Genomic DNA, 13,185 nt, shown 5'->3' on the forward strand with positions numbered 1-13,185 from the left:
GCGTCGGCCGCCAACTGACGCGTGTTCCCGGCCGGAACAGGCGTCCGACCGCGGCCGAGGCTACTCGACGACTTCCTCAATTTCGGTGACGGCCTCGACCTCGCTCTCGGCTATCTGTATCGCTTCGCGGAGGTGATACAGCGCGCCGTCGTCACCTGCGGTATCGTGGGCGGCCCACAAGTGTTCGAGGACTGACTCGGGGACCGAATATCTGGGCTCGGTACTCTCCATGGTCCCCATCGCGGCGTTTTTTCACTCAAATGTTCCGGTATCGTCCATTACCATTCATGATACCAATATAAAAAGGCGGGCCGGCGTTTAACCAGGCACGCCGAACTGCCCGCTCGCTTGCGTCCGGCCGGCCCGCATCACCGCGAGAGTCCGGGCCCTGCGGCCGGGAACCGGAGCGACTTCAGTCGATCTGATATCGCTGGAATAGCCCGCCGACAAGAGGATTTCGCCGAAGGCTTTTATATATGCATGCGCATCGTTCACGCGTACCGATGTTCGAACAGTTCTCACGCGGCTACTACCTCGGCCGTCTCTACGTCGAGCCACGCGAGGGCGGGGCCGCGATGTGTCGGGACCAGCACGAGCGAGTGAATCAACAGCTGTACGGCGACGAAGGGGTAACACGGACAGACCTGCCGCTTGTGATGAAGCTGGGTCGGCGCCACTTCCCCGTCCGAGGCGACGAGGAGGTGCCGGCCGACACCCTCGCTGTTCCCGAGACGGTCCTGGAGTCCGCCGACGTCCGGAACCCACCGAGTCTGTGCGAGGTGTTCCTCGCGAAGGCCGACCACGCGGCCCGGTTGCTGTCGGTCGCGGACACGGGCGACGCCGTGCCGGACAGCGCGGTGTAGCCCGACGCCGGCAGCCACTTTTAAGCCGGTCGACGGAGCCAGTAGCACCCATGCTTGACCGGCTGCTGGGGCGGGCGTCCCTGAAAGAGCGCGTCGCCGAGCTCGAAGAGGCAAACCGCCACCTCGAACGCCAGCTCGAAGCGGAGGAGGAGCGCCGCGCCGACGCGGCCACCGACCGCCAGCGGGCCGAGGAGCGGGCCAACCGGCTGGAGGACCGCGTCACCGAGCTCGAAGACCGCGTCGAGCGGCTGCAGTCGGCTGACGGCGGCGCCGGGGACCGCGAGGCCGAACGCCTCCACGGAGCGCGCGTCGCCGAGGTCCTCGACCGGCTGGCGTCGTTCGAGACCGAGCGGGAGGGCGTGTTCACCGCCTACGTGGCCGACGAGCACGACGTGCCCGACGCGGTCCGCGAGGCCTTCGGCGACCGCGCCGAGGCCGTGAGCGGGGCCGCCCCGTGTCTGGCGGTCACCGACGACGCGGGGCTGCTGTCGGTCTGTCTCTCGGTGCCCGTTGCGCCCGAACCGTTCGCCGGCTGGGACGAGCGCGTCCAGTTCGAGCGGTCGTGGTTCGAGCCCGTCGGGACCCATACGGTCGCACTCGTCCGCTCGGACCTGTTCGCGCTCGGTGAGTACGACGGCCGCGAGCGGACGGCGTTTCACGGCTTTGACTCCGAGCTCAAGAGCCAACACTCGAAGGGCGGCTTCTCCCAGTCGCGGTTCGAGCGCCTGCGCGACCAGCAGATAGCGACCCACGTCGAGCGCTGCCGGGCCGCCATCGACGAGGTCGACCCCGAGCGGCTGTACGTCGTCGGGGAGGGGTCGGTCATCCATCGGTTCGACGACCGGGCGACGGTGACGAAGGCAGTCGACGCCACTGGCGACCCGGAAGCGGCGCTTGCCGACGCCGTGCGGTCGCTGTGGACCGTGCGGCTGGTCGCGCCGTGAGCGAGACCCTAGCTTTAGGCGCTCGCCACGCGACCGGTCCGGTATGCAGGTCGCCGTCCTCGCCCACGAGTCGTTCCCCGACCGCGCCAAGACGGCGGTCGGGCTGTTGCGCTACGGCGACCACGAGGTCCGGGCGGTACTGGACCGGACCAGCGCGGGCACGCGGGTCACCGACCACATCCCGGACGGACAGGACGCCCCTATCGTCGCCTCGATGGAGGCTGTCCCCGACGTCGACGCCCTCGTCATCGGTATCGCGCCGATCGGCGGCGAGTTCGACGAGTCCTGGCGGCCCGACGTCCGGGCGGCACTGGAGCGGGGGTCGGACATTCTCTCGGGTCTGCACTACTACCTCGCCGACGACGAGGAGTTCGCCGCGCTGGCCGAGGCCCACGGCGGGGAACTCGTCGACCTGCGAAAACCGCCCGCGGACCTCGCCGTGGCCGAGGGGACCGCCGGCGGGGTCGACGCGACCGTCGTCACCACCGTCGGCACCGACTGCTCGACGGGGAAAATGACAACGGCCTACGAACTTCGCGACGCCGCCCGCGAGCGGGGGCTCGACGCCGCCGTCGTGCCGACGGGCCAGACCGGCGTCGCCATCGAGGGATGGGGAATCGTTGTCGACCGCGTCATCTCGGACTACGCCGCCGGCGCGGTCGAGCGGCTTGTCGAGACCCCAGTCGGGATGGACCTCGTCGTGGTCGAGGGACAGGGGGCGCTGGCCCATCCGGCGTACTCGGGCGTGACGACGAGCATCCTCCACGGCTCGGCGCCCGACGCGCTGGTCATGTGTCACGAGGCCGGCCGCGAGGTCGTCCACGGCTACGAGTCGTTCGAACTGCCGCCACTCGCCGACTACGCCGACCTCTACGAGCGGGTCGCCGCGCCGGTTTCCGGCGCCTCCGTCGCCGCCGGCGCGCTGAACACGCGGGCCCTGGACGACGACGCGGCCGCCGACGCCGTGGCGGCCTACGGCGACGCTATCGGCGCGCCGGCGACCGACCCGGTCCGGGACGGGATTCCCGACGACGTGTTGGACGCGATACTATGAACTGGCGCGTCGAGCACCACGACCTGCCGCTGTCGACGCCTTTCGGTATCGCTCGCGGGACCAGCGAGGTCTGCGAGACAGTCGTCGTCGAGATTACCCACGACGGAGTCACGGGCTACGGCGCGGCCACCCCGTCGGCGTACTTCGGCGAGACGGCGGAAACGGTCGCGGCGACGCTCCCGGACCTGCTCGATACCGTCGGAGAGGTCGGGAGCCCCCACGCCGGCCAGCGCATCGAGCGACGGCTCCGCGAGGCGGCACCCGACCAGCCGGCGGCCCGCAGCGCCGTCGGCACCGCGGTCGCCGACCTCGCCGCCCGCAAGCTGGGCGTCCCGCTGTACCGCCAGTGGGGACTGGACCCCGACGGGGTGCCACCGACGACCTACACGATCGGTCTGGACCCGCCCGAGCGGATGGCCGAGAAGGCGCGGGCGGCCGTCGAAGCCGGTTTCTCGATACTGAAGGTGAAACTCGGCAGCGGCGACGACCGGGGTCGCTTCGAAGCCGTCCGTGAGGCCGCCCCCGACGCGGAGTTGCGGATCGACGCCAACGCGGCCTGGAGCGTCGACGAGGCCCTAGAGAAGGCCGGCTGGCTGGAGGCCGGCGGCGGGACGTTGCTCGAACAGCCCGTCACCGCCGACGAGATAGACGGGCTCGCACGGGTCACCGACGCGACGACGATGGCTGTGTGTGCCGACGAGGCCTGCCGGACGGCGGCGGACGTGGCCCGCCTCGCGGACGCCTGTGACGTCGTCAACGCCAAACTCACGAAATGCGGCGGGCCGCGGGCGGCCCGACGGCTCGTCTACGCGGCCGACGCCCACGGGCTCGCGACGATGCTTGGCTGTATGGTCGAGTCCAGCGCCTCGCTCGCCGCCGCCGTCCACCTCGCGCCGCTCGTCGATTACGCCGACCTCGACGGGGCGCTCTTGCTCGGGGCGGACCCCTTCGAGGGGGTGCCCATCGACGGCGACCGGTTCGACCTCCAACGGGTGTCGGCGGGAACAGGTGCGCGCCGGCGTTAAAGGGGGTAAAACGGGGCTAACGCCGACCGATACTGTCACTTGAAGGGTGCGTCGTTGGCACCTACCTTATTTATATGAACGCTTGGCAAATCATGTCTGATAACCGGTCGCCTAGAGCTATACGTCGGTTTCCGAAGAGCAGCGTATGTCCAAAGCGACAACAGAGCAAGCGAGCGACCTCTCACGAACGGTGCTGTGCGTGGACGACGAACAGCGAATCGACGATGTGACCGCGGCCATCGACGCCGAGGGCACGCTCGGCGCCGTCGAGGCGACCACCGTCGAAGGCGCGACCGAACTGCTCCGGGAGGAATCGGTCGTCTGTGTGGTCACGAGCTACGAGCTGTCCGACGGAACCGGGATGGACGTCATCCGCGCTGTACGCGAACACGCCCCACAAGTGCCGAGTGTCCTCTTTACGGCCCGACCGCCACAGGACATCGATACGGCCTCCTTCGAGGAGACCATCGTCGAGTACCTCAATCGGGACCTCCCGGACGCTCACGACCGACTCGGCTTCGTCACGACCGACGTCATCGAACACAGCGCACAGGTCGGCTTCCTCCGGCCCGACGACGAGGCGGAGCGCCTGGACACGCTCGCCGGCTACGACATCGACGAGTTGCCCATCAAGGAGAGCTTCGAGAGGCTCACCGACCTCATCGCGAGCCACTTCGACGTCGGTGTCGCGTTTATCGGGCTCATCGAGGAGGACGAAGAGAGCTTCCTAGCCTGTCACGGCGGTGACTTCGGTTCGATGACCCGCGAGGAGACGATCTGTACCCACAGCATGCTCCAGGAAGACGTCATGGTCATCGAGGATATCGCCGACGACAACCGGTTCAACAAGAACGAACAGCTCGAGAACCTCGGCATCGTCTCCTATGCCGGGGCGAACATGACTGCCCCCGACGGCCAGGTCATCGGTCAGGTGTGTGCCATCGACTTCGAGGAACGACACTACGACGCCGAGGAGCGCGCCGAACTGCAGGATTTCGCCGAGACGGCCATGGAGATTCTGGACCTGCGGAAGTCGCTTCGCGACGCCCGCGGTGAGGAGGCGGGCCGATGAGCCTCGCGACCGGCGGGTTCGCCGTCGATTCGCTCTCGCTCGACCCCATCGAAAGCGGGACCAGTGTGCTCCTGACCGGCGAAGACGCAGACGCCCTGCAGTCCGTCTTCTCACGGCTCGTGGCGGCCGACGACGACGAGCGCTCCATCGTCCTCTCGACGGGCAGCGGCGGCCGGGCCGTCCAGCGGGACCTGAACAGCGCCCGGACGGGGGCCGGCAACCGGGCCTCGGTGCTGACCTGCGAGGGGCCTGCGGCCGGCGACGACATCCAGTCCGTCGAGGACATCAGCGACCTCACCCGACTGGGGATGGACTTCTCGACGCTCGTCGCGTCGGCCCAGCAACACTCGGACCGGTTCCGCTCGGGTATCATGCTCTGTTCGACTATCGCGGGCGAGGTCGACGACACCCGGTCGCTGTACCGCTTTCTCAACTCGAACTTCCTGACCGAACTCCGGCGGGGCGACGGTATCGGCGTCTGTGCGCTGGACACCAGCGCCGACATCGGCGCCGACATGTCGAGCACCGTCAGCGGCCTCCAGACATCCTTCGCGGCCCACATCGAGGTCGAAAAGACCGGCCCCGGACAGGCGACGCTCACCGTCGACGGGCTCGACGGCCAAGAGGCGGTCGACATCGACCTCTAGCGACCCATAAAAAAGTGGCGCGAGCTTTTCAGGCGCTCTCGGCGGCTTCGAGCAGCTCCTCGTAGTCCGGCTCGTTGGTCGGGTCGTCGGCGACCCAGCTGTAGGTGACCTCGCCGTCGTCGTCGAGGACGAACACCGATCGGTTGGCGACCCCGAGCAGTCCGAGGTCCTCGATATCGATCCGGACGCCGTAGTCGTCGATGGCGTCGCGACCCATGTCACTGACCAGCGAAAAGTCCAGCCCGTGTTCCTCGCGGAAGGCGTTCTGCGAGAACGCCGAGTCGGCGCTGACCCCCAGAATCGTCGCGCCGGCGGCCTCGAAGTCGTCGAGGTGTTCCTGCAGCGCCACCATCTCGTTGGAACACGGCGGCGTGAACGCGCCGGGGAAGAACGCGAGCACGACCGGGCCATCGCCCAGGTGGTCGGACAGTTCGAACGCCTCTACCTCTCCGTTCGCAATCGTCGCGGAGATATCGGGTGCGGAATCGCCTGTGGATACCATCGAGTTCTCGTAAGTACGGGTCCCGGATAAATGGTCGTCCGTCGGCGCGAACTGCCCGCTTCCGCGGGCTACTTCGTCTCGCGGGCCCAGAACACGGACGTGCGCCGAGCGGTCGTCCTCGCCGTCGTCGTCCTGGCCGGCTGTAGCGGCGTCTTCGGCGGCGACGCCCCGTCCGACACCCCGGCGGTCACGCCGGCGCCCGTCCCGACGGCGTCGGCCGCGGAGCTTTCGCTCCCACAGACCGCCGACGGGACGCCCGCAGTGGGCCGCATTATCGCGGACCACCGGGCGGCGCTGTCGACCCGGGACTTCCACCGACGCGTGGTGGTCGACGGGAACCGCTCGACGACCGACGTGTGGGTCGACCGCGACGCAAGGCGGACCCGCGTCCGGTGTGTGACCGGCACGACCGACGAGGCGGTGGTGGCCGACGGCCGCCGCTACGAGCGCCGCGCGAACGGGACTGTCCGGGTCACCTCCGGGGGCTGGGAGCTCCCGTACGTCGACAGCGCCTCCGGCCGGTTCGTCCTCCAGCGCCACGTCGCCGGGCTCGTCTACAACCGGACGGACACGGTCACCCGCAACGGGACCAGAGTGGCGGTGTTGCGGGCGAACACGACCGACTCGACTATCTCGCGGCCCGGGTCCCGGACGGTGGTCGCGGCCGACTCGACGCTGTACGTCGACGGGAACGGTATCGTCCGCGCGATGGACCACCGGGAGCGCTACGCCGGCGGCACCGTCCGGACGCTGCGCTTCCGGGTCTGGACCGGCGAGGGGACCGTGGCGATGCCGGAGTGGTTCACCGAGCGGGCGACGTAGTCACAGCCACTCCGCGAAGGCGTGGTGCTCTCGGGACCGCTCGAAGTACGCCCGTTGCATCTCGGCGATAGCCGCGTCGAGTTCGAGCCCGTCGTCGAGACCCGCACGCACGCGGTCTATCTTCCAGGAACTCGGCGTCTCCCCGGCGGCGTAGCGGTCCTCGATGGGGTCGAGATACTCGTCGATGCGGGCATCGGGGAGCTCCTGTTCCTCCAGCCCGAGGCGGGCGAATCGGAATACCTCGTCGAAGATGACCCCGTGGTCGGCGGTTCGCTCGCCGTGGACGGTCACCCACGAGAGGTCGGCGTCCAGCCCGTCGGCGGCGGCGGCATAGAAGCTCCGCTCGGCCTCCTGCCACGGCAGTTCCGTCACGGGGTGGTCGGCGACGACGAGCCCGCGGATGAGCCCGACGGTCAGCGCCTGCAGGCCGATCATGTCCTTGACGTGGGGCTGGGTCGGCAGCGGGCGGTACTCGATTCGCAGGGAGCGGTCGTCGCTGGCGCCCTCGACCGGCGTGCCGCCGATGACACAGCGGAGCCACCGCCAGTAGGTGCCCCGCTTGTGGTCGAACTCCCAGATGCGGTCTTCGAGACTCCCCCGCTCGCTGTCGTCGAGCCACTCCCGGAGGAACGGACCGAAGCAGTCGTCGGCGACGACGCGGTCGACGACGTCTTCCACGGTGTCGATATCGCGAGGGACCCGTACCTTCGGGTTCTCGCTCGTGTTGACCGACTGCTCGAACGCCGCGATGCGCAGCTCGTGGTCGGTGTTGGCACAGAGCCACTCGCCGTCGGTGTCCTCGGGGTAGAAGTCGGCGGGCAGGAACGGCGAGTTCACCGACAGCGCAAGCAGCGGGCCGAGGGTGCGGATGGCGGCGTTGTAGTACGACGGGAACGCGTCGCTGTCGGGAATCTGGAGATGGGGCTGAATCGACGTGGCCAGGGACTCAAACAGGATGGTGGGAAAGGACCCCTCGTAGCCGGGCACCGAGAAGTCGATGGAGCCACCGGCGTGCTGGAGCGCCTCGTTGTCCAGCGCGACGTAGCGGGGCGCCTGGCGCATGTTGTCGGCCAGGACGACGCCGTCGCGGGCCTCGTGGGCCGAGAGGTACGACTCGCCGCCCTCCTCGGGCGGAATGGTCCACATCGCGTCCAGCACCAGCTCGCAGTTGTGTTTCGCGGCCTGCTGGCGGGCCTGCTTGGTGTGCATCTCGACGGCCGTGGTCTGGACTTCCATTCCCGCGCCGTCGAAGGTGTTTGGCGCCGTGTTTATCTCGGCATTGTGCAGCCCCAGTTCCTTGTTGGCCTCGCCCTCGAACACCACGTCCGGGAGCCGGGTGAGCCGTCCCTCCCACTCCTCCGGGTCCATGTAGGGCTCGCCCTCGCTCTCGGCTTCGGCCTCGACGGCGGGCTCGGGTTCGTCGGGTTCGGCGTCCTCGGGGTCGTCGGGCGCGAGCGGGCTGTCCGGGTCGACGTCCAGCGAGGGCCCCTCGCCGGGACCGAAGTCGTCGCCGTCGCCCGTTTCACCCGCAGTCTCGGCGCCGTCGAGTTTGTCGGGCGGCGGCGTCTCGTTGTCCGGCTCCAGGGAGGCGCCGCTCCCACCGGACGCCGACTGTGGCTCCAGCGAGCCGTCCCACGACGACCCGCCGCCACCGCCCGAGAGGTCGTCGTCAAGGGCGCTCTCGTCCTGTTCGGTGGCGTCCTCGGCGTCGTCTTCCTCGCCGGGCTCAGGCGGCTCCGGCACGCTGTTTATCGCGTACAACTCGACCTCCAGGCCGACCGAGAAGGCCTCGTTGTCGAACTCGCCGGCGGCGATGGCCCGGCGAAGCTCCTCGGCCTGCGCGTCGACCCGGTCGGTGAACTCCCCGTAGGTCGCGTCGGCCAGCGAACGGCGCACCAGGTCGACGATATCGTCCATGGAGCAACTGTGGCGGCTCTTGCATTATAAGTGCCCCGTCCAGTGACGGGTTTTCGGGGCACGGTACGAGAGTCGGGAGCAGAGAGGGACTGTCTGGCTGGTGACTCCGCCGGGACCCTCGAACATGTTTCCCGGTCGTGCTAAATATAGTCAGTACTGCACGTTGTTTCGTTTGGGTATTGCTGGCTGAATCAACCGCTCGGTCTGTCCTCGTAGTGAGCGGATGGCTCGAAAGCTTTGGTGCGAAACAGTAGCGTTAGGAAGTATTGACGATGTCAACATCCATGAGTTCGTGTAACGGCGTCTTGTCGAAATCGTTCTTATCGGCAGTCACGAGCGTCGCTTGGTGTTGGCGCGCTGTCGCGGCTATGAGCAAATCGACACCGTCGAGCGAGACACCGGCAGCTTCGAGCGAGGTCTCCATGCTGGCCGCCTCAGCAGCAGTATCACCGTCGAAGCTGATCACGTCGTCGACAGCCTGTGTCAGCTGGCTTCGCCGCGTGCGCTGTTTTGACTCCGTGTCGTAGTAGGACAGAAACTCGAAGAGGACGATTGCTGAGATACCCCACGGTTCAGTTCGATGGTCGGACAGATAGTTGAGAACAGCTTCATCCGGGTCCGGGCGGGCGTACTTTCGGATGATGTTGTTGTCGAGGAGGATCATTCCGCGCCCGTTGTCCGGGCCTCAAACGAGTCGTTGAGGTCCTCACGTTTCTGTTCCATGTGTTCCTCGAGTCCCTCCTCAGCGAATCCAGCCATGTCACGGACGTCTTCCTCGGTCCGAGTGATTGCGAGCCGGTCCAGTAACTCGTCGAACGTTTCGTCTTCACGCTTCACCGCTTCTAGCTTCGCTTTCGTTTCATCCGAAATTCGGATTGACGAGCTCATGTCGAATACAACGTATTCGAGTAGGTTAGTGATTTCGCCGCCAGAATACGCAGTGACGACCTGTCCCCAAACCTTGATTCGGCCGGTATATCGCCCCTATTGACTAAGCTGGCAGTGCCATTTTTGAATCGCTAGGCACGCGTGCCCGGTGTGTCTATTCAAACAGGTCCTCGTGTCGCGCCGCCAGATTCGCGTAGTCGCCCGACGAGAAGGCCTCGAACACCTCGTCGGGGTCGATAGTCGTCTCCGAGAGCGGTGTAACCTGTGCCGGGCTGCCCCGGACGAACGACTCGGCTGGGACCTCGTAGCCCGGCGGGACGACGGTACCCATGGCGACGATGGAGCCCTGGCCGATGACGGCGTCACTGACAGTGGAGTTGAACCCCACCAGGGCGCCGTCTCGCACCTCGGCGTCGTTCAACACGGCGCCGTGGCCGACCATCACCTTCTCACCGACGGTCGAGACGTGGAGGACGGCGCCGTCGCCGATAGCCGACTCGCGGCCGACCTCGACAGCGCCGACATCACCCCGGAGCACCGCCCCCGGCCAGACGTTGGCGTTCGGGCCGATGTGCACGTCGCCGACGACAGTCGCCTCCCGGCTGACGTGTGCGTATCCGTGGATGTCGGGCGTGGCTCCCTCGAATTCGTACTCGCGGCTGTCCATACGTCTATCGGGAGTGGCGCACCCGAAAAGATACCGGTCGTCTAGAACGTGACACGTTCGAGCAGCCGCCGGGCGAGCGGCGGGCGGCGCGACTCGTGGGGGTAGACTGTGATAGTCGTACAGCCGGGGTTCGGGACGGTCGGGCCGTCGTCCAGCACCGCGTTGCGGACGCGGTCGTCGGCCCCGCGGCGCACCAGCAGGTCCGGTCGGGGCGGAGCCCCGCCGTCGGTCCGGAACGCCGTCGACTGCACCGGGACCGAAAGCATCGACGACAGTTCGGCCTGATAGTCGTCGATAGTTTGCTGTTGCTCGTCGGAGCCGTTTCCGGGATGCCACATCGAGATGTTGCCGTCGTTGGCCTCGGCGATGGCGCCGGCGACTTTCACGGCCAGCGGCGGATACGGGCCGCCATCGCCCGAAAGCGCGATGTGTTCCGGTTCGTCGTAGCCGAGGTTGTCCACGAGCAACACGTCACAGGTGGCGTGTCTGACAACCCAGTCGATGGGGTCGCCGCCCAGCCGCGAGCGGAGCCGGAGCGGTTCGTGTTCGGCCACGATGGTGTCGACGCCCCGGGCCTCGGCGAAGTTGACGATGGCGTGTTTGGTGTCGTGGCTGACGATCTCGTCGGCCTCCACGTCGACGCCGAGCTCGTCGGACAGCGCCTCGGTCCGCGTCTCGAAGGAGAGGTCGGCCTCCGACTGGGTCGTCATGTCGTCGGTCAGTGGCACCTGGTCGGGGACCTCCTCGAACCGGACGGCGACGACGCGACCGTCGTCGGACCGGACCAGGTCCGCCGCGAGGGCGATAAGGGCCCGTTCGCGCGCGCTCCCGTCGCTTTTCGTCAGGGCGACGAGGACCTCGTTTGCGTCCCGTGCTATCTCGGACTCGACGTCGGTGAGCGCCTCGCGGCCGACCTGCCGGCGGATGGCGTCGGTCGCCGCGCCCTCCCGGTTGACCCGCTTTCGGACGTAAGCGAAGTACCAGACGACGCTGCCGACGGTGATGACGACCGCCCCCTGCAGCGCGACGGTCCCCATCTGGGTCAGCAACAGGAACCCGGTTATCGCCCCGAATATCTGCATCCACGGGTACAGCGGCGAGGTGAACTCCGGCTCGTACTCCGCCGACCCCTCGCGGAAGGCGACGACGGCGACGTTGATGAGCGCGAACACGATAATCTGGAACGCGCTGGCGAGTTTCGCGATATCCAGTATCGGGACGAAGGCGATAAGCACCAGCAACACCGCGCCGGTCAGCGTGATGGAGTTCAGCGGCGTGCCGAACCGCTCGCTGACTTCCGACAGCGACGGCGGCGCGAGCTGGTCGCGGCTCATCGCGAAGGGGTAGCGCGACGACGAGAGGATGCCCGCGTTGGCCGTCGATATCAGGGCGAGAATGGCCGCGAGGATGACGGCGATGACGCCGGCCTGACCCATCGTCACCTCGGCGGCGTCGGCGACGGGTGTCAGCGAACCCGCGACGGTACCGGCGTCGGTCACGCCGACGAGTACGGCCACGATACCGACGTACAGCAGCGTCGTGAACACGAGCGACCCCAGGATTCCGAGCGGGATGTTCTTGCCCGGGTCTTCGACCTCCTCGGCGACGCTTGCGACTTTGGTGACGCCGGCATACGAGACGAACACGAGCCCGGTGGCCGCCAGCAGGCCGCCGATGCCGTCGGCGAAGAAGTTCGCGTAGTTGGCCGACTGCACGCTCGGGGCGCTGCCGGCGGCGAACCAGCCAAGCGCCGCGAGCATCACGACGACGATGCCCACCTGAAGCCGGCCCGTCTGTTTGGCCCCGACGATGTTGATGAGGATGAGCACTCCGGCAAGCGCCAGCGCGACCGGTTTCAGCGGGAGGTCAAAGAGCAAGAGGAGGTAGGGGACGCCGCCGACCAGGGCGAGCGCGCCCTTGAACGACAGCGAAAACCACGTCCCGACGCCGGCGATGGTGCCAAGCAGCGGTCCCATTCCGCGTTCGATGTAGATGTAGGTCCCGCCGGCTTCGGGCATCGCGGTCGCCATCTCCGATTTCGAGAGGGCGGCGGGCACCACGAGCAAGCCGGCAAGCGCGTAGGCCACAATGACCGCCGGCCCGGCGATCTCCAGCGCCAGCGCCGGGAGGATGAAGATGCCGCTGCCGATCATCGCGCCGATACTGATAGCCAGGACGGAGGGGAGGCCGAGGTCTCGTTCGAGGTCTTTCGTCATGAATGGGGTTCGGTGTGTTCCGAAAGCGTCTGTTCGACCGCGTCACCGAGCGCCGAGGAGAGACAGCTCGACCCGCAGACGACGGCGGTCGAGACATCCGCGACCGCGTCGTGGCGCTGGGGGTCGTTGAGCAACAGGATACAGTCACGGATGTCGGCGTGTGTCCACAGTAGCTGCGCCACCAGCAGCGCTCGCCGGTCACGTCGCAGGGCGACCACCGCGACAGCCCCGTCGACGGCGGCGGCCGCGAGCGTGTCGCGGTCCGTCACGTCGCCGGCTATCGTCCGGACGCTGTCGGGCGTCCGTGCCGCGACGCGTTCGCTGTCGGCGACGAGACTGGTGTCGGCCGTGGCGGCGAACTCGGTCGCGAGCGTGGAGCCGACGTGGCTATCGCTGACGACGAGCAACGACGGCGCTGCCGGGGAGCGGTCGAGCGTGTCTTCCAGACGGGTTCGGAGCGTCATGTGCTGTGATCGCCGGCGGTCGCGGGACGGCTGGACGCCGTCGTACCGCCCGGGTACTACCCGCCAATATATTCCGGAATCTGATAAGGAGTTGGTTTTGAATC

Annotated in this window: 15 protein-coding genes; 7 read left to right on the forward strand and 8 right to left on the reverse strand. The window is 67.6% G+C overall.

What is annotated here, in order from left to right; translation table 11 throughout:
- Positions 1-60 precede the first annotated feature (60 nt).
- Positions 61-231 carry a hypothetical protein gene (locus tag VJ162_RS10345; RefSeq protein ID WP_324664047.1) on the reverse strand — a complete coding sequence of 57 codons (171 nt, stop codon included), beginning with the start codon at positions 229-231 and terminating at the stop codon, positions 61-63.
- 272 nt (positions 232-503) lie between these two features.
- On the opposite strand from VJ162_RS10345, the gene VJ162_RS10350 reads away from it, so the two are divergent.
- The 6 genes from VJ162_RS10350 to VJ162_RS10375 all read left to right on the forward strand — a co-directional run bounded on the left by VJ162_RS10350 (position 504) and on the right by VJ162_RS10375 (position 5,605).
- Positions 504-863, forward strand: a complete 360-nt coding sequence (locus VJ162_RS10350) for a DUF5802 family protein (RefSeq protein WP_324664049.1) — start codon at positions 504-506, stop codon at positions 861-863.
- A gap of 50 nt (positions 864-913) precedes the next feature.
- Positions 914-1,807 (forward strand): Vms1/Ankzf1 family peptidyl-tRNA hydrolase, encoded by an 894-nt coding sequence (locus VJ162_RS10355; protein ID WP_324664051.1) that lies wholly within the window; start codon positions 914-916, stop codon positions 1,805-1,807.
- A 43-nt stretch (positions 1,808-1,850) separates the two neighbouring features.
- Complete coding sequence (locus tag VJ162_RS10360; RefSeq protein WP_324664052.1) at positions 1,851-2,861, forward strand: DUF1611 domain-containing protein; 1,011 nt, start codon at positions 1,851-1,853, stop codon at positions 2,859-2,861.
- Positions 2,858-3,886 carry a dipeptide epimerase gene (locus tag VJ162_RS10365; RefSeq protein WP_324664053.1) on the forward strand — a complete coding sequence of 343 codons (1,029 nt, stop codon included), beginning with the start codon at positions 2,858-2,860 and terminating at the stop codon, positions 3,884-3,886. The genes VJ162_RS10360 and VJ162_RS10365 overlap by 4 nt, the downstream gene beginning before the upstream one ends.
- A 145-nt stretch (positions 3,887-4,031) precedes the next feature.
- A complete protein-coding gene (locus tag VJ162_RS10370; protein WP_324664055.1) occupies positions 4,032-4,958 on the forward strand; it encodes a GAF domain-containing protein in 927 nt (308 codons plus the stop codon).
- Positions 4,955-5,605, forward strand: coding sequence for a DUF7504 family protein (locus VJ162_RS10375; protein ID WP_324664057.1), 651 nt, complete (start codon positions 4,955-4,957; stop codon positions 5,603-5,605). Before VJ162_RS10370 ends, VJ162_RS10375 begins: the two co-directional genes overlap by 4 nt.
- A gap of 28 nt (positions 5,606-5,633) precedes the next feature.
- On the opposite strand, the gene VJ162_RS10380 is transcribed toward VJ162_RS10375, so the two are convergent.
- Positions 5,634-6,107, reverse strand: a complete 474-nt coding sequence (locus VJ162_RS10380; protein ID WP_324664058.1) for a redoxin domain-containing protein — start codon at positions 6,105-6,107, stop codon at positions 5,634-5,636.
- Positions 6,108-6,137: 30 nt separating this feature from the next.
- Here VJ162_RS10380 and VJ162_RS10385 point away from each other — a divergent pair, with 30 nt between their 5' ends.
- Positions 6,138-6,929, forward strand: coding sequence for a hypothetical protein (locus VJ162_RS10385; RefSeq protein ID WP_324664060.1), 792 nt, complete (start codon positions 6,138-6,140; stop codon positions 6,927-6,929).
- Here the strand turns inward: VJ162_RS10385 and VJ162_RS10390 are convergent, their stop codons facing one another.
- The 6 genes from VJ162_RS10390 to VJ162_RS10415 form a co-directional block, all read right to left on the reverse strand.
- Positions 6,930-8,846 (reverse strand): ICP22 family protein, encoded by a 1,917-nt coding sequence (locus VJ162_RS10390; protein ID WP_324664062.1) that lies wholly within the window; start codon positions 8,844-8,846, stop codon positions 6,930-6,932. It abuts the gene before it with no gap.
- 256 nt (positions 8,847-9,102) lie between these two features.
- Positions 9,103-9,510 (reverse strand): type II toxin-antitoxin system VapC family toxin, encoded by a 408-nt coding sequence (locus VJ162_RS10395; protein ID WP_324664064.1) that lies wholly within the window; start codon positions 9,508-9,510, stop codon positions 9,103-9,105.
- Entirely contained in the window at positions 9,507-9,734 is a 228-nt protein-coding gene (locus VJ162_RS10400; protein ID WP_324664066.1) for a DUF7557 family protein, read from the reverse strand. The genes VJ162_RS10395 and VJ162_RS10400 overlap by 4 nt, the downstream gene beginning before the upstream one ends.
- Before the next feature lie 154 nt (positions 9,735-9,888).
- Complete coding sequence (locus VJ162_RS10405) at positions 9,889-10,401, reverse strand: gamma carbonic anhydrase family protein (RefSeq protein WP_324664068.1); 513 nt, start codon at positions 10,399-10,401, stop codon at positions 9,889-9,891.
- Between the two features lie 41 nt (positions 10,402-10,442).
- Positions 10,443-12,617 (reverse strand): universal stress protein, encoded by a 2,175-nt coding sequence (locus VJ162_RS10410; RefSeq protein ID WP_324664070.1) that lies wholly within the window; start codon positions 12,615-12,617, stop codon positions 10,443-10,445.
- Positions 12,614-13,081 (reverse strand): NAD-binding protein, encoded by a 468-nt coding sequence (locus tag VJ162_RS10415; RefSeq protein ID WP_324664072.1) that lies wholly within the window; start codon positions 13,079-13,081, stop codon positions 12,614-12,616. Before VJ162_RS10415 ends, VJ162_RS10410 begins: the two co-directional genes overlap by 4 nt.
- Positions 13,082-13,185: the final 104 nt, after the last annotated feature.

This window comes from Haloarcula sediminis (assembly GCF_035656455.1).
GTDB classification, from domain to species: Archaea; Halobacteriota; Halobacteria; order Halobacteriales; family Haloarculaceae; genus Haloarcula; species Haloarcula sediminis.